Source organism: Streptomyces sp. NPDC018031 (assembly GCF_044327625.1).
Taxonomy (GTDB): domain Bacteria; phylum Actinomycetota; class Actinomycetes; order Streptomycetales; family Streptomycetaceae; genus Streptomyces.
Map to the genome: position 1 here is coordinate 273,906 of NZ_JBIRFT010000005.1, position 25,773 is coordinate 299,678.

Genomic DNA, 25,773 nt, shown 5'->3' on the forward strand with positions numbered 1-25,773 from the left:
GGAGCGGTGGCCGCGGGCTCGCGGGTGTCCGGCCCTTTACCGTCCGGGCTCTTGAACCGGGGGTGACCGGGCGTCATGCTGATGTCGCCTACCGGTGGGTAGGTGGGCACGCCTCCGATGTCCCGCACCGCCGCACCAGGTCCGGCCGCACGCCCCTGCTCCCGCGTACGGCGCCGCCCGCTCTCACCGATCCGGGGCCCGCATGTCCATGAGTCGCCGCGCCTTCCTCGCCGCCGCGGGAGCCACCTCCGCCGCCGTGCTCGGCTCCGCCCCGAGAGCCGTGGCCGGGACGGCGGAAGCGGTCCGTCCGCTCGGGGTGCGGGACTGGATGGCGGGCATCGACGCCGCCACACCGCTGCCGGACCTGACGATCCCGGGCACCCACGATGCCGGCGCGCGCTTCGGCGGCTGGTGGGTGGAGTGCCAGCGCACCACCATCGGCGAACAACTCGCCTCCGGGATCCGGTTCCTGGACATCCGCTGCCGGGTGATCGACGGCTCGTTCACCATCCACCACGGGGCGTTCTACCAGCACCTCAACTTCGACGACGTCCTGACCGCCTGCCGGGACTTCCTGACCCGGCAGCCCTCCGAGACGGTCCTGATGCGGGTCAAGCAGGAGTACTCGGAGGCGGGCGCCGCCGCCTTCGGCGCCGTGTTCGAGGACTATCTCGACCGGCGCGGCTGGCGCTCGCTGTTCCACATCGGCGACGCCTGGCCGCGGCTGGGGGAGGTCCGCGGACGGGTCGTCCTGATGGCCGACAACCCCGGCCTGCCCGGCGGCATCCGCTGGGGCGATCCGGCCGTGTTCGACGTCCAGGACGACTGGAACGCCGAGCCGGGCGCCAAGTACCCGAAGATCGAGGCCCACTTCAGGAGGGCCGTGGCGCAGCCCGGCAGACAGTACGTCAACTTCGTCAGCACCTCGGCGGCGCTGCCGCCCCGCTGGAACGCCGACCGCCTCAACCCCCGGGTGCACGCGCTGCTGACCGGCGCCGAGGCGGCCGGCTGGCGCGGGCTGGGCATCGTGCCGATGGACTTCCCCGACACCCGTTCCGGGCTGGTCGAAACCCTGATCGCCCACAACCGAACCGCCGGGCCGGCAGCCGGGAGGCGGGCATGAGCCGGCTCCTGGTCCGCCGGGTGCTGCCCCCGGTCGCGCTGGTGGCACTGCTCACCGGCTACCCGGCGGCGGCCCCGGCCGCCTCGCCCACCCCAGCCGCCTCGCCCACCCCAGCCGCCTCGCCCGCCCCGCCCGCCGCGGCGGACCCGGCGGCCTCCGGGGCCGACCGGGGCGGGCCGTCCGCGACCCCGGCGGCCGCCTCCTGGACGGGGCCGCTGTCGACCCGGGGCCGGTACGTGGTCGACGCGTCCGGCGACCGGTTCAAGCTCAGGTCGGCCAACTGGGGCGGCGCCCAGGGCAGCTGGACCGGCTCCGGCGACAGCGCCGACGCCGCCAACCACCATGCCGGCGAGAACTCGAACCTGCTCCCCCTCGGCCTGGACCGGGCCCCGCTCGCCACGCTGCTGGCGGACTTCCACCGCCTGGGCATCAACAGCGTCCGGCTGCCGTTCGCCAACGAGACGATCCACGTCACCGACCCGGTACCGGACGCGGCGGTCGCCGCCAACCCGCGGCTCCGCGGCAAGACGCCGCTGGAGGTGTACGACGCGGTCGTCGCGGCGCTCACCGCCGACGGCTTCGCGGTGATCCTCAACAACCACTCGACCACCGCGCGCTGGTGCTGCGGGCTGGACGGCAACGAGCGCTGGAACACCTCCCAGACCACCGCGCGCTGGGTGGACGACTGGGCCTTCATGGCCGGCCGCTACCGGGAGAACAAGCGGGTGGTCGGCGCCGACCTGTACAACGAGGTACGCCGCGACATCTGGGACGACCCCAACTGGGGCGGCGGTGACGATCACGACTGGTTCGCCGCCGCCGAGCAGGCCGCGGACCGCATCCTCACCCAGGCCAACCCGGATCTGCTGATCGTCGTCGAGGGCATCAACTGGACCGGCGTACCGGTCGACGGGCTGCCGCACGACCGGCCGACCCTGACCCCGGTGCGCACCCTCTCGCACACGCTGCTGCGGTCCGGGAAGCTGGTGTACTCGGCGCACTTCTACGGTTTCACCGGGCCCAGGCACTCCGGGGCGACCGGCGTCGGAGAGACCCACGACCCGCGCTACCAGGACCTGTCCCGGGCCGAGTTGTACCGGGTGCTGCGGGAACAGGCGCTGTTCGTCACGGACGGCGGGACGCACCACACCGCGCCGGTATGGGTGAGCGAGTTCGGCGTCGGGGCGGGCGAGACCGGGGCCCGGGCAAGGGCGTGGTTCGCCGACGTCACCGACCATCTCGCCGCCGAGGACACGGATTTCGCGTACTGGCCGCTGGTCGGCTGGAGCGGCGACGGCAAGGGCGACGACTTCGCGCTGCTCCGCTACGACCCGGCCGGCCGCCGGTCCGGAATCCTCGACGGGGGTGACTGGCGGGCCGGCGACTGGCGGAAGCTGGTCGGCGCCCCGTCCCGGGGCGGACCGGTCGCGGTCCCGGCCCGCTGGAACATGCTGACCCTGGACCACGCGGACGCCGTGCGCTCGCTGCGCACCCCGGCCGGCGGCGACTGGGACCCGGGCGCCCGGAAAGGCGTCTGCCCGGACGGGCAGCGGCTGATCGGCCTGGCCCACACCGGCGGCCGCGGGCTGTGCACGGACACCGGCACCGGAGATCTGCGGGCGGCGGACGGCAGGTACACCGTGGTGCGCGACGAGCGGTACGTCACCGGCGGGGACTGGGCGACCGGTTACACCAAGCTGGAGTGCCCGGCCGGGGAGTTCCTGATCGGCTACAGCGTGCGCGGCGCCGCGGTCTCGGCCGCGCTGTGCGTGCCGGCCCGCGGCCCGCTCGGCGCCACCGCCGGCCGCACCGTCTGGTTCGACCGGGGTGACAACCGGCCCGCGGGCGACCCGGGCGGCGAATTCGCCCACGGCCGCTACAAGGGGCAGTGCGGCGGCGGGGAGTACGCGGCCGGAATCGCCTACACCGGACGCGTCGGCTCCACGGCGGCACCGGCCGCGCTGCTCTGCCGCCCCCGGTAGCCGTCCGGGAGCCCCCGCCCACCGGGGCCGGCGTTCCGACGGCTTCACCGCAATTCCTTCGAATCTGAGAATGAAGCGGCGATCGACCTGGGAACACAAGGTGCAGTCGATCGCCGGTGGTGAAGCGGGTGGGCCTGCTCCCAGGGGAGCCAGGGTGTGCCCCGGGCGTGCGCGCGGTTCCGGCACCAGGCTCCGCCGCTGACCGAGCCCGGCACCACACAAGCCGGATATGGTTGATTCCGGTGGAATCATCGCCATGGATGGGCAGGCGCTGATGAGCACACCCGGGGCTTGGGACGGCGCGGCGGGCAGCCCGCTCGACGCGGCACACGCCGCTGTCGCGGTGATCGGTGCACACGGTGTGGTCGAGCGGTGGACGGCCGGCGCCCGGGAACTGCTCGGCTACCGGGCCGCCGAGGTCGTGGGGCGGCCCGTCACCTCGCTGCTCGCCGGGGGCGACGCCGGCACTCCGGTGATCACCGAGCGCCACCGGGTGGACGGCTGCTGGGCCGCGCGGGTGTCCGTGCGGCACCACGACGGACACCCGCTGGAACTGGTCGTCCGGGCGCTCCAGCTCGCCGCGGTGCCGGGCGAACCCAGCTGGCTGGTGGTCGCCACCGAGGCCGCCGACTGGCGGGCGTGGGAGCGGGAGCAGGCGGTGCTGCGCGCGCTCTTCAGCCAGTCCCCGTACGGCATGGCCGTGATGGACTCCCAGCTGCGGTACCTGCTGATCAATCCGGCCCAGGAACGGATGGACGGCGTGGCCGCGGCACCGCGGCTGGGCCGGCGCCCCGGTGAGTCGATGCCCGGCGGCGACGGCTCCGCGATCGAGCGGGAGGCCCGGCAGGTGCTGGACGCCGGAGTGCCGGCGCTCGCCCTGGAGCAGTTCCGCTCCGCGCCCACCGACCCGGACTCCTGGGCCACCGGCGGCCACGTCCGCTCCGGGATGTCGTACCGGCTCCAGGACCCCTCCGGACGGGTCCTCGGGGTCTGCCAGACCGACGTCGACGTCACCCGCCACTACCGGGCGCGGCAGCGGCTGGCCCTGGTGAACGAGGCGAGCTGGCGCATCGGCACGACCCTCGACCTGCTCGAGACGGCCCGCGAACTCACCGACGTGCTGGTGCCCCGCGTGACCGACTTCGTCTCCATCGACCTCGTCGACGCGGTGGTGCGCGCGGAGGAGCTGCACCCCGGCCCGGTCGACGAGGGGGAGACGCTCCGCCGTGCGGCACACCGGTCGATCCACAAGGACCTGCCGGAGGCGGTGGTCCAGCCCGGTGAGCCGTCGCGCCACGTCCCCGGTTCGCTGCCGACCAGGTGCCTGCGGACCGGACAGGCGATCCTGCGCACCTCGGTGGACCCGGCCGAGCCGGAGCTGGTGGCGGACGCCGCCCGCGCGGCCAAGGTGCGCCAGCTGGGCATCCACTCGGCCATGGCGGTCCCGCTGCAGGCCAGGGGCATCACCATGGGGGTGGTGTCCCTCGCCCGGTGGAAGAACCCGGACCCGTTCGACGAGGACGACCTGCTGCTGGTCGAGGAGCTGGTGGCGCGGGCCGCGGTGTGCATCGACAACGCCCGGCGCTTCACCCGGGAGCACAACGCGGCGCTGGCCCTTCAGCGCAGCCTGCTCCCGCACGGGCTGCCACGGCAGAGCGCGGTGGACGCCGCGTACCGCTACCTGCCCGCGGACGTGCAGGCGGGCGTGGGCGGTGACTGGTTCGACATCATCCCCCTCTCCGGCGCCCGAGTGGCGCTGGTGGTCGGAGACGTGGTCGGGCACGGTATCCACGCGGCGGCCACCATGGGACGGCTGCGGACCGCCGTGCACACCCTCGCCGATCTGGACCTCCCGCCCGACGAACTGCTGGCGCACCTCGACGACCTGGTCATCCGGCTCTCCGAGGAGGAGGAGAGCAAGGGCTCCCTGGCCGGCGGGAGCGGCGTCATCGGGGCCACCTGCGTGTACGCCGTCTACGACCCCATCGACCGCCGTGCCACCGTGGCCCGGGCCGGACACCCGGCGCCGGTGATCTCCCGGCGGGACGACCCGGTCGAGATGCCGGACGTGCCGGCCGGGCCGCCGCTGGGCCTGGGCGGCCTGCCGTTCGAGTGCGCGGACATCGAGATCGCCGAGGGGAGCGTGCTGGCCTTCTTCACCGACGGGCTCATCGAGGCGGGCGACCGCGACATCGACACCGGGTTCGAGCGCCTGTTCTTCACGCTGGCGCACCCGGACCGGCCGCTGGAGGAGATCTGCGACACCATGGTCCGCACCCTGCTGCCGGACCGCCCGCACGACGACGTCGCCTTCCTCATCGCGCGGACCCGGGGCCTGCCGGACGAGGACATCGCCTTCTGGGACCTGCCCGGGGACCCCGCGGCGGTCGCCGACGCCCGGCACCGGGCCGGCCGGCAGATGACCGCATGGGGCCTGGAGGAGGCGGCGTTCACCACCGAGCTGATCGTGAGCGAACTGATCACCAACGCGGTCCGCTACGGTTCGGAGCCGATCCGGCTGCGGCTGATCCGGGACCGGCACCTGATCTGCGAGGTCTCCGACGGCAGCAACACCGCGCCGCACCTGCGCCACGCCCGGAGCACCGACGAGGGGGGCCGCGGACTCTTCCTGGTCGCCCAGTGCGCCCAGCGCTGGGGCACCCGGTACACCCCGCACGGCAAGACCATCTGGGCCGAGCAGTGGCTCGCGCCGCCGGCCGGGCAAGTGGCCTGACCGCTCCGGCCGTGGGGAGCCGCCCCGTGGAAGCCACGCCCACCGACGTCCTCGCCGTTCCGCCGACGGCGCGGAGCGCGGTCGCCTGGATCCCGCCCCCGGAGCTGTGGCCCCCGATCCAGCACATCCGACGGGAACACGACCGGCAGATCGACCGCTGGCCGCCGCACGTCAACCTGGTCTTCGGGTTCGTACCGGAGACCGACTTCGCGCGGGCGGCCCCGCTGGTCGCCGCGGCGGCGGCCGGGACACCGCCGTTCACCGCCCGGCTGGAAGGCGTGCGCTACTTCCGGCACCGCCGGGACGCCACCCTCTGGCTCGACCCCGCCTCGGGCGGGGCGGCCCCCTGGGCGGCCCTGCACCATGCGCTCCAGTCGCGCTTCCCCCTGTGCGAGGGCCGGTCGGGCCGGTCGGGCCGGTCCAGGGGCTTCACCCCGCACCTCTCCCTGGGCCGGAGCCGGCACCCGCGCCCGCTCGCCGCCCGGTGCGAGGCCCTGCTCGGCGGCGCGTCGGCCACCGTGACCGAGGTGGTGCTGCTCTCCCGCCGGGGCGAGGGACCGATGCGGCCGCGGGCCGCGGTCGCGCTCGGCACCGGCGAGGTGACCTGGGTGCCCGGGCCCGCCGACGGCGAGCCGGCCGGGTAGCGGGCGGTGCCCCCGGGGCGGCACCGGACGCCGACCCGGCCGCCGGCGCCGCGGCGCGGGCGGCGCCCCGCGCCGGTATGCCCCGACCGCTACGACCGCCCCACCACCGCCTTGGAGGCCAGCAGGCCGTGGGCGAAGCAGAGCCGGTAGGCGTCGCCGGACAGCAGCCCGGTGCTGTAGTACACGCAGTCCTGGCCCGGCGGTTCGGCGGGCGCGTCGTCCGGCGGGGCGTCCCTGGTGAAGAGCGGCAGCCGGGACTCCACCTCGTCGCGTGTCTCGCCGACGGACAGCGCTTCGTACCGGGACCGCTCCAGTACCGAGAAGGACGAGCTGAGCAGACTCACCGGGACCATCAGCAGCAGGATCCCGGCCAGCACCGCGACCGGTACCACGACGGTCCGCTTCCCCTGGCGCCGGATCTCCCGGCGGACGAGGTCCAGTTCGGCGGCGGTACGGGTGGGGGCGGTGGTGGCCGGCCGGGGCCCGGCACCGGCGGCGGCCGGCAGGTCGGCGGTGACGGCGAAGCCGCCGTCGGCCGTCGGACCGGCGCGCAGGGTGCCGCCCGCCAGCCGTACCCGCTCGTCCAGTCCCACCAGCCCGGAACCTCCGAAGACCCCGGGCGGGAACGGGGCCGCCGCGGTGGCCGGCCCGTTGGCCACCGTGAGCGAGAGGTTCCCGGCCGCGCCCGCGCGCTCCAGCCGGACCAGGACCCGCGCGCCCGGCGCGTGCTTGGCGGCGTTCGTCAGCCCCTCCTGCACCACCCGGCCGACGGCGAGCACCACCATGGGCGGCAGGCCGTCCAGGTCCCCCCGGTCGTCCAGGGTGACCCGGACCCCGGAGGCCCGCGCCCGGTCGACCAGGTCGCCGACGCCCTGCTCCGGGGGCGGCGGCTGTTCGCCGTCGGCCCGCAGGACGCCGATGACGTCCCGCAGCCGCTCGGTCGCCGCCGCGGCGGCCTCCCGCAGCTCGCCCATGGCCGCCTGGTGGCGGGCGTCCAGCGCCGGGTCGACCTCCAGCGCGCCGGCCCGGACCGCGATCAGCGTCAGGTCGTGGCCGAGCGAGTCGTGCATGTCCCCGGCGATGCGGGCCCGTTCCCGGTACCGGGAACGTTCGGCCACGGCGGACTGCTCCCGCTCCAGGCGGTCGGCGAGCCGCCAGCCGGTGCGGGCCAGCGCGGCGTACTGGCGGCGGTAGCGGCCCAGCTGCCACGGCAGGACCACGCCGCACAGCACCGTCAGCAGGTGGGTGGGCCATCCCCACAGGTCGCGCTCGACCAGTACGCACAGCGGCAGACCGGCCGCCGCGACGACCCCGAAGAACCACACCGCGGGACGGGCCGCCGGCATCCGGCAGCCGGCCAGGTAGCCGAACAGGGCCAGGGCCGGCCAGCAGGCCGGGGCGGACAGCTCGGCGCTCGACGCCAGGCCGAGGGCGACCGGAACGGCCAGCGCGGCCAGCGGGCGGCGCCGTCGCAGCAGCACGGCGACGGCCAGCAGCGGCACGGCGGCCACCGCCGCCACCACGGCCGGCCCGTCCGGGGACACCACCGCCGCGGCGACCGGCGGCAGGCACACCAGCAGCCACAGCCCCAGGTCCCGGAGCCGGGCCGGCACTCCGGCCGCACCCGGGACGCCGCGCGTCCGGCCGGGCCCGCCGGTCTCCACGCGTCGGCCCGGCCGGAGTGGTTGACGGTCGGTCATCCCTCCGCGACCAGACCGGCCTCATAGGCGAGGATGGCCGCCTGGACCCGGTTGCGGAAGCCCAGCCGGGCGAGGATCTGACTGACGTAGGCCTTGACCGTGCCCTCCACGACGTTCAGCCGCTGCGCGATCTCCGCGTTGGACAGCCCCGCGCCGACCAGGCCCAGCACCTGCGTCTCCCGGGCGGTCAGGGACCGGACTTGGGCGCGCGCGGTGTCCTGCCTGCCGAGCCGGCCCGGTCCCAGCCGGGTGATGACCCGGCGCGCCACCGCGGGGGAGAGATAGGCGCCGCCGTCGGCGACGGCGTGGACCCCGGCGATCAACTCCCGCGGGTTGCCCGCCTTCAGGACGAACCCGGCCGCGCCGGATTCCAGTGCGCTCGCGATGTACTCGTCCTCGGAGAACGTCGTGAGCATCACCACCGCCGTGCCGGGGGAGACCCGGCGCAGTTCCGCGGCCGCCCGCAGTCCGTCGAGCCGCGGCATCCGGATGTCCAGCAGGCACACGTCCGGGCGGTGCCGGAGAGTGAGGCCGACGGCCTGCTGCCCGTCCTCGGCCTCGGCGACCACCTCGATCCCGCCGGCCGCGGCGAGAATGGCCCGCACCCCCGCCCGGATCATCGGCTCGTCGTCCGCCAGCAGCACTCGGATCCCCGGTCCCCGCCCTGTCATGGCTGCACCGTACCCGGTGCCCGATCACGCGCGTCCCCCGCACGTCCGCGGGCCACCGGGTGCTCGGCCACCGCGGCGCCGTCGGGCACCCCTCGGGCACCACGGGTCAGTACGGGTGTCCGCCCTGGCACCGGCAGCCGGACTCCCGGAGCCGCCGCTCCACGGACTCCAGCCGCTCGGTCAGTTCGGCCGACCGCCGTTCGAGCGCCTCCATCCGGAGCTGCGCGGAGCGCACCGCCCGCATGGCGGCCCGGACGTCCGGGTCCAGCCCCGGATCGGCCACCAGGAAACCCGGCTCGACGATGCCCTCCACCAGCAGCCCGTCCTCGACCAGCCGCCGGTACGCGGCCTCGACCGCCTTGGTGAGCTTGCCCAGCTCCTCGGCCAGCTCCCCGGGGCCGGGCAGCCGGTCGCCCGGTGCGTACACCCCGTCGGCGATGTCGCCCCGGATCTTCGCCTCGACGTCGTCGGACCTCAGCATCCCGCGCATCCGCTCCATACCGGGAACCTACCGCCGGCCGCGGCCGGCGGGTACGGGGCCCGGAAAAGGCCGTACCGGCCCCCGTGCCCGCCGGCCGCGGGTCAGGACGCCCGCGCCGCTCCGGCCGGCGCGAGACGGCTGAACTGGGCCCGGTAGGCGCTGGGGGTGAGCCCGGTGCGGCGGGTCAGATGGCTGCGGAGGGAGTCCGCGGTGCCCAGCCCGCAGGCGCGGGCCACCCGGTCCATCGGGAGGGCGGTCGTCTCCAGCAGCTCCTTGGCGCGCTCGATGCGCTGGTGCAGCAGCCACTGCAGCGGACTGACCCCGCTCTCGGCGTGGAAGCGGCGGGTGAGGGTGCGCACACTGACGCCCGCGTGCCGGGCCAGGTCGGTCAGGGTGAGCGGCTCGTCGAGGTGCCGCATCGCCCAACCCCGGGTATCGGCGCAGGCGTTGCCGCGCTCGGGCGGCAGCGGGGTCTGGGTGAACTGGGTCTGGCCGCCGGGCCGCACCGGGGCGACCAGCGCGGCGCGGGCCACCCGGTTGGCCACCGCGGCGCCGTAGTCGGTGCGGATCATGTGCAGGCACAGGTCGATCCCCGCGGCGTACCCGGAGGACGTCATCACCGACTCGTCCTGGACGTAGAGGACGTCGCCCTGGAGGTCGACCGCCGGGTAGCGGCTGCGCAGCTCCTCGGCGAGTTCCCAGTACGTGGTGGCGCTGCGCCCCTCCAGCAGCCCCGCCTCCGCCAGCACGAACGCGCCGCTGCAGATCGAGGTGATCCGCTTGCCCGCGGCGGCGGCCTCGCGGACCGCGGCCACGGTCCGCGGATCGGGCTCGTAGCGGTGCCCGGTGCCGGCGACCAGCACGGTGTCGGCGTCGTGCACGGCGTCCAGGCCGCGGGCCACCTCCAGCGACAGGCCGCCGGTGGTGGCGATCCGGCCGGGCACCGGCGTGCAGACGACCACCTCGTATCCCGGCCGCCCGTCCACCAGGGTCTTCTCGAAGAGCATCTCGGGGATGGCCAGGTTGAACATCGACACGGGGGACGGGGCGATCACGGCGACGCGGTGCGCCCGGCGCGGCATGGGCTGCGGCATGGACGGCGGCATGGACTGCGGCATGGCCAGAACCTCCGGATGCATGGCGTTCAGGCCGCTACTCTACGCCGCCGGGCGGCGCCAGAGTGAAGGGCATGGCTACGCACCACGCGACCCAGACCGCTGAACTCCGCCCGGCGCCGGGGCCGTCGCCCACCGGCACCCGCCGGCCGTCCCCGGGCCTCACCCTGGCCGCCGCCCTGCTGGGCTTCACCCTGACCTGTCTGGACGCGTCGGTGGTGAACGTGGCCTTGCCGTCGATGGAGGACACGCTGGGCGGTGGCACCGCCGGGTTGCAGTGGGTGGTCGATTCGTACACCCTCGCCTTCGCCGCGCTGATGCTGTCCACCGGCGCCCTCTCCGACCGGGCGGGGGCGACCCGCACCTACGCCCTCGGCCTCACGGTGTTCGCCCTCGCCTCCGCCGCCTGCGGGCTCGCCCCGAACCTGCCGGTGCTGATCGGCGCCCGGGTGGCGCAGGGCGTCGCGGCCGCCGTCATGCTGCCCGCCTCGCTCGCCCTGGTCCGCCAGGCCTACCCGGACGACGCCGTGAAGCGGGCCCGGGCGGTGGCGCTGTGGACCGCGGGCGGTTCCGCGGCCGTCGCGGTCGGGCCGGTCGCGGGCGGGGTGCTCACCACCGTGTGGGACTGGCGCGGGATCTTCTTCGTCAACCTGCCGCTGACCGCGGTGGCCCTGGTCCTGCTGGTCCGCGCGCCCCGGTCGGAGCGCCGGCCCGCCCCGCTGGACGTGCCGGGGCAGGTGACCGCCACCGTCGCCCTGGCCGCCCTGGCCTTCGCGGTCATCGAGGGCGGTACCACCGGCCTGGTCGCGCTGGGGGTGGCGGTGGCGGCGGGGGTGGCGTTCTGGCGGGTGGAGACCCGGCAGGCGCACCCGGTGGTCCCGCTGGGCCTGTTCCGCGACCGCACCGTGGCCATCGCGGTCGCGGCGGGCGGAGCGGTCAGTGTGGCCTTCTACGGCATGGTGTTCGTCTTCAGTCTCTTCTTCCAGCAGGTGCAGGACCGTTCGGCCCTGTCGGCCGGGTTGATGTTCCTCCCGATGACCGGGCTGATCGCGGTGACCAACATCGTCGCGGGAAAGCTGTCCGCCCGGTTCGGCCCCCGGCTGCCCATGCTCGTGGGCCAGCCGCTGGCCGCGGCGGCGCTGCTGCTGCTCCTGCCGGTCGACGAGACGACTCCGGCGCCCTGGCTGGCCGCCCTGCTGGTCCCGCTGGCGCTCGGCTGCGCGCTGACGGTGCCTCCGCTCACCGCCGCGATGATGGACGCGGTGCCCGCCGAGCGGGCCGGGCTCGCGGCCGGTGTGCTGAACGCCGCCCGCCAGGTGGCCGGCGGCCTGGGCATCGCCGCCTTCGGCGCCCTGATCGCGGGCGGGTTCGTCACCGGGATGCGGGTGAGCCTGCTGATCAGCGCGGGGCTGCTGGTGGTGACGTCGGTGGCGACGGTGTGGATGCGGCCGGGCCCGCGGCGGGCCTGATCGGCTCGGCGCCGCCCGGGCGGTCACGTCCGGCACGGGGGCCGGTGCGGCCCGCCGTAGTGGCCGCCGGTGGTGAGTAGGCTCGGGCCCGGGACCCGGTCGGTGAACCGGGTCCCGCCCTTTACCAGTTGAGGAGAACCGTGCGCCTGACCATCGAACGACGTCTCACTCTCGGTGCGGCCCTGCTCGCCGTGGCGGTGGCCGCGCCGCCGGTGGCCGCTGCCGCCCCGCCGGCCCGGGCCACCCCGACGGCCCCGGCCGCGGCCGCGCCGGTGGCCCCCGACCTCGACGGCATCTCGCGGGCGCTGCGGAACACCACCGCGGCCGGCGCGCCGGGCGCCATGGCCCGTTTCACCGGCCCGGACGGGGCGCGGGTCCGTACCGAGGGAGTGCAGGACCGGACCACCGGCGCGGCGATGGACCCGCGCTCCCGCTTCCGCGCCGGCAGTGTCACCAAGACGTTCTCCAGCGTGGTGCTGCTGCAACTGGTGGCGGAGGGCCGGATCGACCTGGACACCCCGGTCACCACCTATCTGCCCGGGGCGCTGCCCGACGCCCGGATCACGGTGCGCCACCTGCTGACGCACCGCAGCGGTCTGTCGGACTACACCAACGCGATGTTCGCGAAGACGGTCCCGGGGTTCGAGGCCGTCCGCAACCGGGTCTTCGGCTACCAGGAGCTCGTCGACCTCTCGCTGAGCGAGCCGAGGACGACCCAGCCGGGCGGCGCGTACAGCTACTCCAACACCAACTTCGTGCTCGTCGGCATGCTCATCGAGAAGGCCACCGGCAACCCGGTGGCCAAGGAGTACGAGCGCCGCATCATCAAGCCCCTGAAGCTCCGGAACACCATGTACGTGCACCCGGCCACCGCCATCAAGGGCCGGCACGTGCGCGGTTACCTCCACCCGGACGAGGCGGGGGCGCCGCTGGTCGACTCCACCGAGCAGACGCTGTCCTGGGCCCAGTCCGCGGGCGCGATGATCTCCGACGAGACGGACCTGAGCACCTTCATGTCCGCCCTGCTCGGCGGCCGGCTGCTGCCCGCCGGCCTGCTGGACGCCATGCTCACCATGACCCCCACCGACGCGACCGGCACCCGCTTCTACGGGCTGGGACTGCGCCGCTACGACCTGACCTGCGGCACCTCGGTCTACGGCCACACCGGTACCGTCCAGGGCTTCTACACCTACGCGTTCACCACCCGGGACGGCAAGCGCAGTCTCACCGCGATGGCGAACACCTCCAACCGCGGAGCGGCCAACACGGCGCTCGGCGGCACCCTGGAGGCGGGTTTCTGCGGCAAGAAGTCCACCGTGAAGAGCGGCGCCCCGGCGGCCGTCGCGGCCGAAGCCGACCTGCCCGAGAACCGCTGACACCGCACCGCCGAGAAGGCCCCGCCGACCGCGGGGCGCCCGCGCGCCGTCCTCCCGCACCGGAGGGCGGCGCGCGGCGCTGCGGCCGCCGCCCCGGAACCGGGGCGGCCGACTCCGGGCTCGCCCCACGATCCGCCGGACGGAGCCCGGCGGTGCAGCGCTCGAAATCCGGTGGAGCGGCGCCGCCGTGCGCCCTTACCGTGCTGCCGACCACGTCGTCTGGGCAAGGACGTTCCGTTGTACACCGTGTGAGACCTCCCGAGAGCTGATCTGTCGCGCGTCGCGCATCCGCGCCGCGCCGCTTCCTGCTGCGGACTTCTCACTGAAACCGGTGTACCTCTGTGCTCAACACCTGGGTGGTCATGCCCACCTGCCTGCCGATCGTCCTCCGCCGCTGCCACACGTGCGCGTCGGAGCGCTTCCGGACCGGCGGAAAATTCCGCGTCAACGCGCACCACAAGCTCATCGACGCCTGGCTCCTGGTGCTCTGTACCGCTTGCGGGGAAACCGCGAAGCTCACGGTCCTGGAGCGGATGAACGTGCGCTCCGTACGGCCCGGGCTGCTGGACCGGCTGCACGACAACGACCCCGACCTGGCAGCCGAGCTGCTCCGGGATCCGGTCGTGCGGCGCCGTAACCGCGTCGCCCTCGACTGGGACGGCGCCTGGCGCCTCGACACCGGCGGATCCGGTCACCCGGACGGCGAGGTGGTCGACGTGTCGGTCCGCTTCGCGGCCCGGATCCCCGTCCGGCCGGTGCGGCTGATCGCCGAAGGCTGCGGTCTCTCGCGGGCCGCGGTCGAGCGACTGATCGCGGAGGGCGGACTGGTGTCGGCGGTCCGGCTGACCGGCAAGCTCTCCGGCGACTTCACCTTCACGCTCAAGCGCTGAGCCCGGCCCGGGGCCCGGGCCCGTCCGGCATGGCGCGCCGGACGGGCCCGGGCGGGCTGATCAGCCGCGCCCGGCGCTCGCCGGCCGGCAGGCGGGTCCGCCCGCCCGCGGTCGGCGAGGCCGGTAGGAGGTGGCCAGCACGGAAACGGTGACCTGGTCGGGCAGAGCGCCGTGACCGGCCAGGTCCGCCGGGTTCAGGTGCCGCGCGCTCGGCGTCATCCCCACCAGCTCGATGGCCTCCTGCCCGGCCAGGGGCACGGTGTACTCGACCTTCCGGGTGCCGACGGCCGCGAAGAAGGGGCCCAGCGCCCGTCGCAGGCGCTCTTCCTTGTCCGGGTCGATCGTGACCATCGCGGCCACCCGGCCACGCAGTTCGGCCAGGTGCCGCTCGGTGGGGCGCACCACGATCAACCGGCCGGACGGGCGGAGCAGTCGGTGGAACTCGGGCGGGTTGCGCGGCGCGAACACGTTCAGCACGACGTCGGCCACCCCGTCGTCCAGGGGGAAGGGGCGGAAGACGTCCCAGCTCGCCGCGGCGGCTCGCCGGTGGGCCCGGGCCGCCAGGCGCAGCGCGCGAACCGAGGTGTCCAGCCCCAGCCCACGGGCGTCGGGCAGCTGGTCGAGCACACCGGCCAGGTGGTAGCCCGTGCCGCATCCGACGTCCACGACGGTGCCTCGACCCGGCAGGGCCTCGGCTGCCAGGCGGGCCAGGGCCCCGCGGATGGGCGCGTACCCGCCGGCGGACAGGAACCGGTCCCGGGCCTGGACCATGGCCGCGTCGTCCCCGCTGGTGGCGCGGGTGCCCGTGAGGAGGCTGAGGTAGCCCTGACGGGCGATGTCGAAGGTGTGGCCCGCCGGGCAGCGCAGCGCGCCCCGGCCGAGCCGGAGGCGGGCGCGGCACACCGGGCAGCGCAGCAGGTCGAGGAAGGGTTCGAGGGCAGGGGGAAGCAATGCGGGCACGAGGCGCTCCTGGCAACGGTGAAGGGACGTGACCGTGCCCGCACGCGCGCTCAGCGGGCCGCCGCCGCAGAGGAGGGAGGCGCCCGGTATCCGCCGCCTCGGTACGGGCGGCGCAGGGAACGTGGCACGTGGCAGGCACACCGAGGAGGGCGATGCCTACCGCATCGCCCTCAATGCCTCGTGGTCACACGTCCTGGCGGTGCGGGGTCCTCATACCCGCATTCTACGAGCCGCGCCGGCAGCCCATGCCGCGGCGGGAGTCACCGCTCAGTCCGGGCACAGCGAGCGCCAGATCCGGTCCGGCAGCACCCGGGCGGCCTCGGCCAGGTCCACGTCGTAGGTGCTGGACAGCCAGCGGCGCGCGGTCTCGGCGACCGGCCCGATCACCAGCGCCTCGATCAGCGGCTCCGGGATCGGCGCCAGCTCCCCGGCCTCCACGCGCGGGCGCATCCACTCCACGAGGCCGCTCAGCTGGGCCGCCTTGGCCGCGCGGATCCGGTCGGCGTGCGCTTCGAGGTAACCGGAGTAGGCGGAGGCGTGCAGGAAGTGGGCGGCGTCCGGGTGCTCCTCGGTGAACCGCAGATAGGCGGTGACGATCGCGCGGACGCCGGTGCGGGCGGTCCGGGTCCGCTGCACCGCCCGGGTCATCTCCTCGAACAACTGCCCCATGCACCGGGTGTACAGGGCGGCGGCGAGGCCGTCGAAGCTGCCGAAGTGGTGGTAGAGGCTGCCCAGGCTGACACCGCTGGCCGAGGTGACCGCGGTCACCGTGAACCCTTGCCGGCCGGATGACGCGTACACCTGCAGGGCGGTGGCCAGAAGACGGTCGGCGGTGGCTTCGCCACGCTGCTGCTTAGGAGACATGGTGCGGTCCCGTCGACGTCATAGCGAAGAGCCTACTGCACGTAGAACTAGAGGGAATTTTTAGAAAGTAGCTCCATATCGGCTGTCCCGGCGCCATACTTGCGGCAGACCGGGCCACCAGCCCGGCCGACTCTGCCGGCACGCCACCGGAACCTGGCGCGCGGCTCCCGGGACAACGGCCGAACGCGCCGTCCGCGGGCGCGACGCGGGTACTCGGCAGCCCGGCGATCCCGGCCGCCACCCCGGCCGGGAAGCTCACCTCGGTGGGCGGCGCGCGTCGCACCACGGGCGCCGCCGTCGATCACCCGAACGGCGGACCCGCCACGCGGCCCGGCAGTACGCCACCGGCCGCGCCCGGAGGGGGGCACGGGCCCGATGCCGGTGCCCTCGGGGGGACTTCCCCCGCTCCGCCCGCCCGCGGCGCGGCGCCCACTGCCCTGGGGCAGCGGCAACCGGGACACCGCGGGATCGCGCGACGAACTCCGTGACGGAATCGAAAGGCGCCGGCAGTGACCTCCTCACCCTTCCGCTCCCCTCATGGGGACCCGCACGACCGGACCGGGCCCGGCCGGGAGCCGCCGCCCCCCGCGCCCCCGCCCCCGGCGCGCCGCCCGGCGGTGGCGACCGCCGCGGCGGTCTTCAGCCTGTGCTGCGGAACCCTGGTGACCGGGGCCGGTGGCTACGGCACCGTGTGCACCGTGTCATGGCTGGTCGACGCCGCCCCGGGGGAGGAGCGCGCGATCGCCGGCGCCCTCGGCATGGCCGGCTGCGTGCTCGCGATGGCGATCGGCACGACCATCGGCCTCCGCGGCCGGGGACTGCTGCGCGGCCACCCGGACGCGGCCGGCGGCCTGCTGCACCTGTTCGGGATGGTGATGGTGCTGTCCGGAGTCGGCACGGCCTTCGGGCTGTTCGGCGACAGCCTCCCCGCCGAGGAGTGGCGGGCCCGGCTGACCGCGCTGCCCGCGGTCTTCGCGGTCTCGCTGGCCGGCGTCCTGCTGTGCGGCGCGCGGCGGACCCAGGCGTTCGCACCCGACTGGCTGGTACGGCCCGACGGCACGGGGAGGTAGCACCATGACGACACGAACCCGCACAGGCACCCGGACCCGCACCCGCACAAGCACCCGGACCTGGACACGCTCCCGGACCCGGACGCGAACCCGGGCCCGCGCCCGCGTGACCGCCGTCGCCGCGGCGCTGCTGGTCTCGCTGCTGGCCGGCGGTGCCCCACCGCGGGCGGCGGCGTCCACGGCGCCGCGGGACCCGGCGCCCTGCACGGAGCGGAGCAGCGTCGAGGTGTTCCGGGAAGGCGGCGTCCCGCTGCTGGACTGGCGCGAGAACCTGGAGTTCGACGGGCGCGGAACGCTGTGGGTGGCGCACATCGCCGCGCACCGGGTCGAGGGGTACGCGCCCGACGGCACGCTGCGTACCTCCTTCCCGGTCAACGGTCCCGGCGGCATCCGGCGCGGGCCGGACGGCATGATGTACGTCAACTTCGGGGTGAACCCGTTCACCTCCGCCTCGGGCAGCGGCGTCATGCGCTTCGACCCGGCGGCCGCCCGGCCGGAGCCCGAGCCGGTCGTCTCGGGGCTGTCCGGCATCAACGGCCTGGCCATCGACGCGGCCGGGAACCTCTACCTTAGCCGCGAACTGGAAACCGGCATCCTCAAGTTCCGCCCGGACGGCACCAGGGACGAGGAGTGGACGCGCGCCGCCGACGTCTTCGGCACCAACGGCCTGGACATCGTCGGCGGCGACCTGTACGCGAGCGTCATCACCAGCACCGCCTCGCCGGTCGTGCGCGTCCCGCTGGACGACCCGGCGGGCCACTCCACCGTCACCGAGCTCAGCCCCGACCCGTGGGACCTGAAACTCCTCGACGACCTCACCCATGTCGGCGGGGACCTGGTCGTCACCTCCTTCCGCGACGGCGAACTCATCCGGGTGGACCGGGCGACCGGCCGCTCCTGCGTCCTGGCCACCGGCCTGCGGATGCCGTGCAGCGTCCGCGTGCCCCAGGGCTTCGGCGACCACGACCCGCGCCGCGAGCTGTTCGTGGTCGAAGCCTCCGGCCGGATCGTGAAGGTGACGGTCCACTGACCCGGGCCCCCGCGGCAGCCCCTGCCCGGGGTGCCCCGGCCGGGCCGCCGCCCGGCACCGGACCGGGTGTGTGGTGCGGCGGCCCGCCCGGCCCGTGGCGAGCGCGCCGCCGGCCGGGCCCGGCCACGCCCCTTCCGGTGCCGGGGCGGTCCCGGCGAGGCGGTTCGGGCCGACCGTCACCGCGGCGCCGGCGGTCGGGGCACCTGCTGGGGCGTCACCGACATTCCGGGCGAACGGAGTTGAAGGGTCCGCATCCAGTCCCCGACGGGACGGGTCGGACAGCGCACGACCGTCGTACGGTGGCCCGCATGAACCTGCGCTTCTGGAGAACCGCGGCTCGCCATGCAGGGGTGTCCTTCCGGTACCGGCGGTCGCAGCAGGGCGAGGGCCGGCACGCCATCGTCGTCATCGACCACAAGGACCGCGTCGTGGGACGCCTCGACTACCGGATATGCCGGGAGTGCCGGATCGGGTACGTCGAACAGATCGAGGTCGCCCCCCACTGCCAGCGTCAGGGCCTGGGGCGCGGCGCGGTCCACGAAGCGCTCGCCCACGGCCCGGAGTACCACTGGACCACCTCACGGCAGTCCGCCGACGGCCGGTCGTTCTTCGCCGCCATGGCCGACGAGACCGGCCTGGCCTTCACCGGTCAGGGCGCCGTCTGCCCGCACCTGCGCGGCGGACGCCTCGATCCACCGGCGCGGCGCCGCCGCTGACCGGCCGGGCGGCCCGGCGGTTCCGCACCCGCCCCGCCCGGTCGCGGTCGCCTGCCCCAGGCGCGCCCGGCCGCCCGCCCTCCGGTGCCCCACCGTCCCCCTACCTCGGTCGTCCGGTTTCGCCGATGGAGCCAGGGATCCGCCGATTTGTTTCACGGGTAAAGTATTTCCCAAGGCGGCGCCCAGGGGCGTGCGTCTGCTGTAGGCATCCACCGCACCGCAAGGGAGACACCTGTGCCCGCTCCGCGTATGAGCAGTACGCCGCTGCCCGGGATCGGGATCCGCTACGACTTCACCACGCGGGAGGACCGCCGTCTGTCGGTGGTGGCGCACCGGGACGGCGGGCGGATCCTCAACGCCTACCGGCGGGACGATCCCGATGAATGCGCGATGTCGGTGAAACTCACCGCCGGTGAGACCGAGACGCTGATCGACGCGCTGATGCCCTCGCACCACAGCCCCAACCTGCTGTCCACCACCGACCTGGGGCTGCTCGCCGAGCGCGTCGAGCTGTCGTCCACCTCGTACTGGAACGGCCGGGTGCTCGGTGAGACGCGGATGCGCACGGAGACCGGCGCCTCGATCGTGGCGGTGCTGCGCCGGGCGGAGGCCATCCCCTCCCCGGCGCCCGACTTCCGGCTGGCCGGGGGCGACATCCTGATCGTGATCGGCACCCGTGAGGGTGTCGAGGCCGCCGCCGCGATACTCGGTCGGGAGTGATCAGGTGCACTCCTCCGCTGTCTTCCTCATCGAGTTCGGCGCGATCATCCTCGGCCTGGGGCTGCTGGGCCGGTTCGCCGCACGCTTCCGGTTCTCCCCGATACCCCTCTACCTGCTCGCCGGTCTCGCCTTCGGGGAGGGCGGGCTGCTGCCGCTGGGCGCGAGCGAGGAGTTCGTCGCCATCGGCGCCGAGATCGGGGTGATCCTGCTCCTGCTGATGCTCGGCCTGGAGTACACCGCCAGCGATCTGGTGTCCAACCTCAAGTCGCAGTACCCGGCCGGCCTGGTCGACGCCACCCTCAACGCCCTCCCCGGGGCCGCGATGGCCCTGATCCTCGGCTGGGGACCGGTGGCGGCGGTGGTACTGGCCGGCGTCACCTGGGTCTCCTCGTCCGGCGTCATCGCCAAGGTGATGGGCGACCTGGGCCGGCTCGGCAACCGGGAGACCCCGGTCATCCTGAGCATCCTGGTCCTCGAGGACCTGGCGATGGCCGTCTACCTGCCGATCATCACCGCCCTGCTGGCCGGGGTGGGACTGGCCGCGGGCAGCCTCACCCTGGCCATCGCGCTGGGCGTCGCGGGACTGGTGCTGTTCCTGGCGGTCCGCTACGGCCGGGTCATCTCCCGGTTCGTCTCCAGTGACGACCCGGAGAAGCTGCTGCTGGTGGTCCTCGGGCTGACCCTGCTGGTGGCCGGTATCGCCCAGCAGCTCCAGGTCTCGGCCGCCGTCGGCGCCTTCCTGGTGGGCATCGCCCTCTCCGGCGAGGTGGCCGAGGGCGCGCACAACCTCCTGAGCCCGCTGCGCGACCTGTTCGCGGCGGTGTTCTTCGTCTTCTTCGGCCTGCACACCGATCCCGCCAGCATCCCCCCGGTGATCCTGCCGGCGCTGGCGCTGGCCGTGGTCACCGCCGGCACCAAGATCGCCACCGGTCACTGGGCGGCCAAGCGTGCCGGGATCTCCGTCAAGGGCCGCTGGCGGGCGGGCGGCACCCTGGTCGCCCGCGGCGAGTTCTCCATCGTCATCGCCGGTCTCGCGGTCACCTCGGGCATCGAACCCGAACTGGGCCCCCTGGCCACCGCGTACGTGCTGGTCCTGGTCATCCTCGGCCCGCTCACCGCCCGCTACACCGAGCCGGTCGCCACCCGCCTCACCGCCCGTCTGGGCAGGTCCGGCAAGGCGGCACCGGCGCCGGCCGCGGTGCTGCCGGAGGCACGGGAGACGTCCGAGCGCCACTGAACGGGGCCCCGCGGGGCCCGGCCGCTCACTCCGGCGGCCGGGCCCCGCGGCGTCCCGGCTCTCCCCGCCGGGAGCCGCCCGGCGCCGTGGACGGGGCGGGCCGGACGCCGGTGCGACCGCCCGGCGCGGTGCGGCGCCGGGCGGTCCGGGTCCCGAGCGCGGGGGTCAGTTCCGCCAGGTGTCGTTCAGTGCGACGCGGCCGTTCCCGACGGTCGCGGTGCGGTTGGCGCCGCCTTCCCAGGTGACGTTGCCGTTGCCGTCCTTGCGGAGGTACTTGTACTCGAACTTGGTGCCCTCGGGCATGTCGACGTCCAGTTTCCAGACCGGGTAGGTGGCCGGGTCGAGCTTCCTGGCGTCGGCGGGGTTCCAGTCGCCCAGTTCGGGCCGGTTGCCGGTGACATAGATGTTCTGGCCCCACTGGGTGGTGGCGTTGACGCTGAAGGAGGCCCCGGGGTCGCCCGGCTGCGGCTGGCCGCCGTCGTCCTTGCAGTCGCGGGCGCCGACGTGCAGGGCGACCGCGCTGTTGGCGCCGACGCTCGCGGTGAACTGCCCGGAGCCGTTCACGGTGACCTTCTTCCCGCTCTGCACGTCGCAGTAGTCGCCGGACGGCAGCGAGGTCTGGAAGGTGCGGTCGAGGGCGGAGCCCTCGTGGTTGATGGCCACGAACGCCTTGTCGCCGCGGCCGAAGGCGATGGCGTTGTTGCCGTTGTCCCACCAGTTGGTGACCCCGGTGCCGGCGGCGGTGTTGCGGAACTTCACCATCGAGGAGATCTCGCGCCAGGCGTGCTGGCACTTCCAGCCGCCGGCGAAGCAGGCGTCGACCCTGCCGCCGTTGGGTGAGCCGGCGTCGTTGCCGGAGAACTCGTAGCCGGAGTGGACGTCGGGCGAGCCGTAGGGCCAGGCGAGCATGAAGACGTGGGCCAGGGTGTAGTTGGCGCCGTCCTTGTAGCTGAGCGTCTGGCCGTGCCGTTCGGTGTCGTGGTTGGTGACGAAGACGCTGGACCTGCCGCCGGGCATGTAGCCCCAGCCCTCGCCGAAGTTCTTCAGGTTCGAGAGCTTCTCGCCGTTGAAGACGCGCTTGAGGTCCCAGGCGTAGCGGACCTCCTGGGCGTCGCCGACGGCCAGGTACTCGCTGGGGGAGACGTCCTCGCCCTGGCCGTAGAGCGTCTCCTGCTTGATGTAGGCGTTCTGGTCGGTGAGCTTGGAGCGGATGGCCTTCAGGTCGTCGACCGCCATGTGCTTGGCCGCGTCGACGCGGAAGCCGTCGACGCCGAGGGAGAGGAGGTCGTTCATGTAGCCGGCGATCCGGCCCCGGACGTACTCCTCGCCGGTGTCCAGGTCGGGGAGGCCGCCGAGTTCGCAGTGCTGGCTCTCCCAGCGGTCGCGGTAGTTCTTGATCTCCCGCATGCAGTCGTCGAAGTCGCCGCCGCCGTACAGGCCGGGGTAGTCGTACTTGGTGAACCGTGAGCCCGCCGACCCGGTGCCCTGGGCGTTGGCCATGTGGTTGATGACCGTGTCGGCGATCACCTTCACACCGGCGCTGTGGCAGGTGCTGACCATGTTCCGGAACTGGTCGCGGTTGCCGAGCCGGGAGCCGATCTTGTAGCTGACCGGCTGGTAGCCCGTCCACCACGCCTCGCCCTGGAGCCGCTCCTGGGGCGGTGAGACCTGGACGAAGCCGTATCCGGCCGGGCCGAGCTGGTCCGTGCACGCCTTGGCGACCGAGTCGAACTGCCACTCGAACATCACCGCGGTGACGTCCTTGCCGCCCGGGGGCGCGGCCTGAGCCTGGTGCGGCAGGGCGATCAGGGCCGCCGATGCCGCCGCCATCGCGGCGGCGCCGGCGAGGAGTCTCCTGGCCATTGTTCCTCCTGTGGGGGAGTTGCGGGTGTTCGTGCGACCTCGCGGCAACGCGCCCTGCCCGTAAGGCCATTGAAGGTCTTGCTGCAAACCGTGGCAGCTTTTGCAGACGAGAACGTAGGGGGCCCTCGTTGTGTGGTCAACCTTTTGGACACACCCGGCTCACAGCCGCGAAACATCGGGGACTTCTCGTTGCAAGGACTTACGCAAGCTCTTGCGAAGATGCTAGGTTTCGGCCATGGCCCCGGCCCGGCGGCCGGATGCCCCTCACGGGACTCCGGCCGTCGGGCCTTCGAGGCCGTTCCGTCCGGGCGCGGGGCTCCATGACAGTCCCCGCCGGCCTGTTCCAGGCAGGCCCCGCGCCCCTCGGTCCGCTCGCCGTACCGGATCCACCGGGTTTCCATCATCCCGCACCACGGATGCCGGTCCCGTCGCCCGGTGCGTTCCGTGGGTTCGCCGTGCCGGTGCGGTGCCGGGTGGCCGACCGGGAAAATGGGGCATCCCGGGCGCTGACTGCAAGTTGCTGAAAGGGCTTGCCAGTTTCTTCCTGGCGATGCTTCACTCAAGGCCACATCGCTCGACCGTCGGCCGGGTCACCCCGGTCGCCCGCAGCCCCCTCCGCACCGGCCGGCTCCCCGAGCGCCCGGTGCGCGAGCACCCGCCCCCGGACGCGAGGTCCGCGCGGCACCCGGGCGCGGAGCGGCGGGTGCCGTCCGGTGCCCCGGCTCCCCCCGGAGGCGGACCGGCACCGGACTCGGCGGACGGCCATGCGCAGACCGTGGAGCCGGCGTCCCCGCTGGGGGACGCGGAAGGAGCAGCCCCATGCGGAACCGGCAGGACTACGACGTACTGGTGGTCGGCGGCACCGGTGTCGACACGATCGTGCGGGTCGACGCGCTGCGGATGCCGCCCGGCGACTCGGTGTTCGTGCCCCCCGTCGTCGACTACGTGGGCCACACCGGTAACGGGGTGGCGCTCGGCTTCCACCACCTGGGCGTGGCCACCAAGTTCATCGACTTCCTCGGCGATGACGCGCAGGGCCGGATGGTGCTGGACGCCTACGCGCGGCACGGCCTGGACTTCAGCCATGTGGTGTCCGAGCACGGCACCCCCCGCGGGGTGAACCTGGTCGACCCGCAAGGCCGCCGGTTCTCCTTCTACGACGGCCGCCACCCCGGGCAGCTCCGGCTCCCCCGCGACTTCTACCTCCCCTGGCTGGAACGCACCCGGCACGTCCACCTGTCGATCGTCGGCCACAACCGCGACATGTACCCGGACATCCGGCGACTGGGCGTCTCCAGCTCCACCGACCTGCACGACTGGGACGGCCAGGACGCCCACCACCGGACCTACGCGCTCGACTCCGACATCGTCTTCCTCAGCGCCGCCGCGCTGGGCGACCGGCCGGACCCGGTGCTGCACGCCGTCATCGACCAGGGCCGTGCCCGGCTGGTCGTCGCCACCGCCGGTGCCGACGGCTGCCACCTGCTGGTACGCGGCGAGGACACGGTACGCCGCTTCCCCGCGACCGTTCCGGAACGGCCGGTGGTCGACACCAACGGCGCCGGGGACGCCTTCGTGACCGCGTTCCTGCACGCGCACTTCGCCGGCCGGCCGGTCGAGGAGTGCGTGCTGGCCGGTTCGGTCTCCGGCGCGTTCGCCTGCGGCAGCGCCGGGACCCACACCGAGTTCATCGACCTGCCCGGCCTGCGGTCCGCCGTCGCGCGCGCCGCCGCCCGCTGACCCCGCCCGGCGCGGCACCACCCCGCCCGGCCCGCGACACCGCGACCCGGGTACCCGCACCGGCGGCGGCTCCTCGCACAACCGCACCGCACGACGGGTGACAGGCCCGGTGCCCTGGCCCGGCGTCCTTGGGGAAGCCCGCCCGGGAGGGCATGCTGGGCGGGGCTGTGGCGGCGGGGGGAACGGCGGCGACCAGGGCAGGAGCGGGCATGAGCGTGACGGGTAGGACCGGGACCGGCGGTCGGCGCCCCCGGACGGCGTCGTCAGGGGTGCGTCCGCCGGGACCGGGACGCCGCCGGCGCCCCGGCCGGGCGGCGGGCCGGGCGCGGCCCGGCGCGGCGGCGGCCGTGTCCCCACGAACCCCGGTGCCGCCGGCCGCGGGGGCCTCGCGGTGAAGGGCGCGCCCCGCGAGGCATGGCCGCGGCTCCTGGTCGAGGACTGGACCCCGACCCGGGACACCCTGCACATGTGGACGCAGATCGTCGGCAAGGTCCGCCTCGCGCACGCCCCGCTGCTCAACCACTGGTGGCAGGTCACGCTGTACGTCAGCCCGCGCGGACTGACCACCTCCGCCATCCCCTACGGCACCGGCGCGTTCGACATCGAGTTCGACTTCATCGACCACCAGCTCTCCATCCGTAGCAGCGAAGGAGCGGGCCGCCGGGTCCGGCTGGAACCCAAACCGGTGGCCCGGTTCTACGACGAGACCATCCGCGCCCTGGACGAGCTGGGCATCGAGGCGCCGATCCAGCCCCGCCCGAACGAGGTCGAGACGGCGATCCCCTTCGCCGAGGACCACCAGCACCGCTCCTACGACCCGACGGCGGCGCACCTGTTCTGGCGCCAGCTGCTGCAGGCCGACCGCGTGCTGGGCGAGTTCCGCTCGCACTTCGTCGGCAAGGTGAGCCCGGTCCACTTCTTCTGGGGTGCCATGGACCTCGCCTGTACCCGCTTCTCCGGCCGCTCCGCCCCTCCGCACCCCGGCGGCGCGCCCAACTGCGGCGACTGGGTGATGGTCGAGGGCTACTCCCGAGAGCTGAGCAGCTGCGGCTTCTGGCCCGGCGGCGGCGCGGAGGGCGCCTTCTACTCGTACGCCTACCCGGAACCGGACGGCTACGCCGACCAGCGGGTCCGCCCGGCCGGCCAGGCCCGCTACGCCCGGGAGAACGGCCAGTACCTGCTGCCCTACGAAGCGGTCCGCACCGCCGGGGACCCCGACCGGGCGCTGCTGGAGTTCCTGCACTCCACCTACGAGGCGGCGGCGGAACGCGGCGGCTGGGACCGGGGCATGCTGGAGGACGATCCAGGCCGCTGGGCCCGGCGACGGTAGCGCGTCCGCTGGCCACGGCGAGCCTCTTCGGGGCCGGGAGCCTAGGGTGGTGCGGGAC

General features: G+C 74.4%; 21 protein-coding genes. 14 read left to right on the plus strand and 7 right to left on the minus strand.

The features are described 5' to 3' along the window. Window positions 1–208 precede the first annotated feature (208 nt). From ACH4B3_RS15785 to ACH4B3_RS15800, 4 genes are all read left to right on the plus strand, one after another. Window positions 209–1,123 carry a phosphatidylinositol-specific phospholipase C gene (locus ACH4B3_RS15785; protein WP_398463544.1) on the plus strand — a complete coding sequence of 305 codons (915 nt, stop codon included), beginning with the start codon at window positions 209–211 and terminating at the stop codon, window positions 1,121–1,123. Further along, window positions 1,120–3,105: a glycoside hydrolase family 5 protein gene (locus ACH4B3_RS15790; protein WP_398463397.1), complete on the plus strand. Its 1,986-nt coding sequence runs from the start codon at window positions 1,120–1,122 to the stop codon at window positions 3,103–3,105. Before ACH4B3_RS15785 ends, ACH4B3_RS15790 begins: the two co-directional genes overlap by 4 nt. Before the next feature lie 229 nt (window positions 3,106–3,334). Beyond that, a complete protein-coding gene (locus tag ACH4B3_RS15795) occupies window positions 3,335–5,839 on the plus strand; it encodes a SpoIIE family protein phosphatase (protein ID WP_398463398.1) in 2,505 nt (834 codons plus the stop codon). A gap of 26 nt (window positions 5,840–5,865) precedes the next feature. After that, the gene (locus ACH4B3_RS15800) at window positions 5,866–6,483 is read left to right on the plus strand and encodes a 2'-5' RNA ligase family protein (RefSeq protein ID WP_398463399.1); all 618 of its coding nucleotides are present in this window, start codon (window positions 5,866–5,868) and stop codon (window positions 6,481–6,483) included. An 89-nt stretch (window positions 6,484–6,572) separates the two neighbouring features. Here ACH4B3_RS15800 and ACH4B3_RS15805 read toward each other — a convergent pair whose 3' ends face one another. From ACH4B3_RS15805 to ACH4B3_RS15820, 4 genes are all read right to left on the minus strand, one after another. After that, window positions 6,573–8,096 carry a sensor histidine kinase gene (locus tag ACH4B3_RS15805; protein ID WP_398463400.1) on the minus strand — a complete coding sequence of 508 codons (1,524 nt, stop codon included), beginning with the start codon at window positions 8,094–8,096 and terminating at the stop codon, window positions 6,573–6,575. Window positions 8,097–8,179: 83 nt separating this feature from the next. Beyond that, the gene (locus tag ACH4B3_RS15810; RefSeq protein WP_398463401.1) at window positions 8,180–8,854 is read right to left on the minus strand and encodes a response regulator; all 675 of its coding nucleotides are present in this window, start codon (window positions 8,852–8,854) and stop codon (window positions 8,180–8,182) included. A 106-nt stretch (window positions 8,855–8,960) separates the two neighbouring features. Continuing rightward, on the minus strand, window positions 8,961–9,353 hold the full coding sequence (locus tag ACH4B3_RS15815) for a GntR family transcriptional regulator (RefSeq protein ID WP_398463402.1): 393 nt from the start codon (window positions 9,351–9,353) through the stop codon (window positions 8,961–8,963). An 83-nt stretch (window positions 9,354–9,436) separates the two neighbouring features. Then, window positions 9,437–10,453: a GlxA family transcriptional regulator gene (locus ACH4B3_RS15820; protein ID WP_398463403.1), complete on the minus strand. Its 1,017-nt coding sequence runs from the start codon at window positions 10,451–10,453 to the stop codon at window positions 9,437–9,439. Window positions 10,454–10,524: 71 nt separating this feature from the next. Here ACH4B3_RS15820 and ACH4B3_RS15825 point away from each other — a divergent pair, with 71 nt between their 5' ends. From ACH4B3_RS15825 to ACH4B3_RS15835, 3 genes are all read left to right on the plus strand, one after another. Continuing rightward, window positions 10,525–11,919 carry an MFS transporter gene (locus tag ACH4B3_RS15825; protein WP_398463404.1) on the plus strand — a complete coding sequence of 465 codons (1,395 nt, stop codon included), beginning with the start codon at window positions 10,525–10,527 and terminating at the stop codon, window positions 11,917–11,919. A 140-nt stretch (window positions 11,920–12,059) separates the two neighbouring features. Beyond that, window positions 12,060–13,295, plus strand: coding sequence for a serine hydrolase domain-containing protein (locus ACH4B3_RS15830; protein ID WP_398463405.1), 1,236 nt, complete (start codon window positions 12,060–12,062; stop codon window positions 13,293–13,295). Between the two features lie 341 nt (window positions 13,296–13,636). Beyond that, window positions 13,637–14,185 (plus strand): DUF1062 domain-containing protein, encoded by a 549-nt coding sequence (locus ACH4B3_RS15835; protein ID WP_398463406.1) that lies wholly within the window; start codon window positions 13,637–13,639, stop codon window positions 14,183–14,185. Window positions 14,186–14,245: 60 nt separating this feature from the next. On the opposite strand, the gene ACH4B3_RS15840 is transcribed toward ACH4B3_RS15835, so the two are convergent. Both ACH4B3_RS15840 and ACH4B3_RS15845 read right to left on the minus strand, forming a co-directional pair. Continuing rightward, window positions 14,246–15,145, minus strand: a complete 900-nt coding sequence (locus ACH4B3_RS15840) for a putative RNA methyltransferase (RefSeq protein ID WP_398463407.1) — start codon at window positions 15,143–15,145, stop codon at window positions 14,246–14,248. 267 nt (window positions 15,146–15,412) lie between these two features. Next, on the minus strand, window positions 15,413–16,009 hold the full coding sequence (locus ACH4B3_RS15845) for a TetR/AcrR family transcriptional regulator (RefSeq protein WP_398463408.1): 597 nt from the start codon (window positions 16,007–16,009) through the stop codon (window positions 15,413–15,415). 509 nt (window positions 16,010–16,518) lie between these two features. Here ACH4B3_RS15845 and ACH4B3_RS15850 point away from each other — a divergent pair. From ACH4B3_RS15850 to ACH4B3_RS15870, 5 genes are all read left to right on the plus strand, one after another. Continuing rightward, complete coding sequence (locus tag ACH4B3_RS15850; protein WP_398463409.1) at window positions 16,519–17,079, plus strand: hypothetical protein; 561 nt, start codon at window positions 16,519–16,521, stop codon at window positions 17,077–17,079. Window positions 17,080–17,185: 106 nt separating this feature from the next. After that, window positions 17,186–18,109, plus strand: coding sequence for an SMP-30/gluconolactonase/LRE family protein (locus ACH4B3_RS15855; RefSeq protein WP_398463410.1), 924 nt, complete (start codon window positions 17,186–17,188; stop codon window positions 18,107–18,109). Between the two features lie 308 nt (window positions 18,110–18,417). Further along, window positions 18,418–18,825, plus strand: a complete 408-nt coding sequence (locus ACH4B3_RS15860) for a GNAT family N-acetyltransferase (protein WP_398463411.1) — start codon at window positions 18,418–18,420, stop codon at window positions 18,823–18,825. A gap of 249 nt (window positions 18,826–19,074) precedes the next feature. Further along, a complete protein-coding gene (locus tag ACH4B3_RS15865; protein ID WP_398463412.1) occupies window positions 19,075–19,545 on the plus strand; it encodes a cation:proton antiporter regulatory subunit in 471 nt (156 codons plus the stop codon). 4 nt (window positions 19,546–19,549) lie between these two features. Continuing rightward, window positions 19,550–20,782: a cation:proton antiporter gene (locus ACH4B3_RS15870; RefSeq protein ID WP_398463413.1), complete on the plus strand. Its 1,233-nt coding sequence runs from the start codon at window positions 19,550–19,552 to the stop codon at window positions 20,780–20,782. Window positions 20,783–20,947: 165 nt separating this feature from the next. Here ACH4B3_RS15870 and ACH4B3_RS15875 read toward each other — a convergent pair whose 3' ends face one another. Then, complete coding sequence (locus tag ACH4B3_RS15875) at window positions 20,948–22,645, minus strand: carbohydrate-binding module family 20 domain-containing protein (protein WP_398463414.1); 1,698 nt, start codon at window positions 22,643–22,645, stop codon at window positions 20,948–20,950. Between the two features lie 819 nt (window positions 22,646–23,464). Between ACH4B3_RS15875 and ACH4B3_RS15880 the strand changes: the two genes are divergently transcribed. Together ACH4B3_RS15880 and ACH4B3_RS15885 are read left to right on the plus strand one after the other, a co-directional pair. Beyond that, window positions 23,465–24,385 carry a carbohydrate kinase family protein gene (locus ACH4B3_RS15880; protein WP_398463415.1) on the plus strand — a complete coding sequence of 307 codons (921 nt, stop codon included), beginning with the start codon at window positions 23,465–23,467 and terminating at the stop codon, window positions 24,383–24,385. A gap of 391 nt (window positions 24,386–24,776) precedes the next feature. Continuing rightward, window positions 24,777–25,715: a DUF5996 family protein gene (locus ACH4B3_RS15885; protein ID WP_398463416.1), complete on the plus strand. Its 939-nt coding sequence runs from the start codon at window positions 24,777–24,779 to the stop codon at window positions 25,713–25,715. Window positions 25,716–25,773 lie beyond the last annotated feature (58 nt).

What these genes read in the sequence shown, in the direction of transcription:
- ACH4B3_RS15785 (WP_398463544.1), top strand. Translation starts at nt 209, where the DNA reads ATGAGTCGCCGCGCCTTCCTCGCCGCCGCGGGAGCCACCTCCGCCGCC.
- ACH4B3_RS15790 (WP_398463397.1), top strand. Translation starts at nt 1,120, where the DNA reads ATGAGCCGGCTCCTGGTCCGCCGGGTGCTGCCCCCGGTCGCGCTGGTG.
- ACH4B3_RS15795 (WP_398463398.1), top strand. Translation starts at nt 3,335, where the DNA reads ATGGTTGATTCCGGTGGAATCATCGCCATGGATGGGCAGGCGCTGATG.
- ACH4B3_RS15810 (WP_398463401.1), bottom strand. Translation starts at nt 8,854, where the DNA reads ATGACAGGGCGGGGACCGGGGATCCGAGTGCTGCTGGCGGACGACGAG.
- ACH4B3_RS15815 (WP_398463402.1), bottom strand. Translation starts at nt 9,353, where the DNA reads ATGGAGCGGATGCGCGGGATGCTGAGGTCCGACGACGTCGAGGCGAAG.
- ACH4B3_RS15820 (WP_398463403.1), bottom strand. Translation starts at nt 10,453, where the DNA reads ATGCCGCAGTCCATGCCGCCGTCCATGCCGCAGCCCATGCCGCGCCGG.
- ACH4B3_RS15825 (WP_398463404.1), top strand. Translation starts at nt 10,525, where the DNA reads ATGGCTACGCACCACGCGACCCAGACCGCTGAACTCCGCCCGGCGCCG.
- ACH4B3_RS15845 (WP_398463408.1), bottom strand. Translation starts at nt 16,009, where the DNA reads ATGTCTCCTAAGCAGCAGCGTGGCGAAGCCACCGCCGACCGTCTTCTG.
- ACH4B3_RS15860 (WP_398463411.1), top strand. Translation starts at nt 18,418, where the DNA reads ATGAACCTGCGCTTCTGGAGAACCGCGGCTCGCCATGCAGGGGTGTCC.
- ACH4B3_RS15865 (WP_398463412.1), top strand. Translation starts at nt 19,075, where the DNA reads ATGAGCAGTACGCCGCTGCCCGGGATCGGGATCCGCTACGACTTCACC.
- ACH4B3_RS15875 (WP_398463414.1), bottom strand. Translation starts at nt 22,645, where the DNA reads ATGGCCAGGAGACTCCTCGCCGGCGCCGCCGCGATGGCGGCGGCATCG.
- ACH4B3_RS15880 (WP_398463415.1), top strand. Translation starts at nt 23,465, where the DNA reads ATGCGGAACCGGCAGGACTACGACGTACTGGTGGTCGGCGGCACCGGT.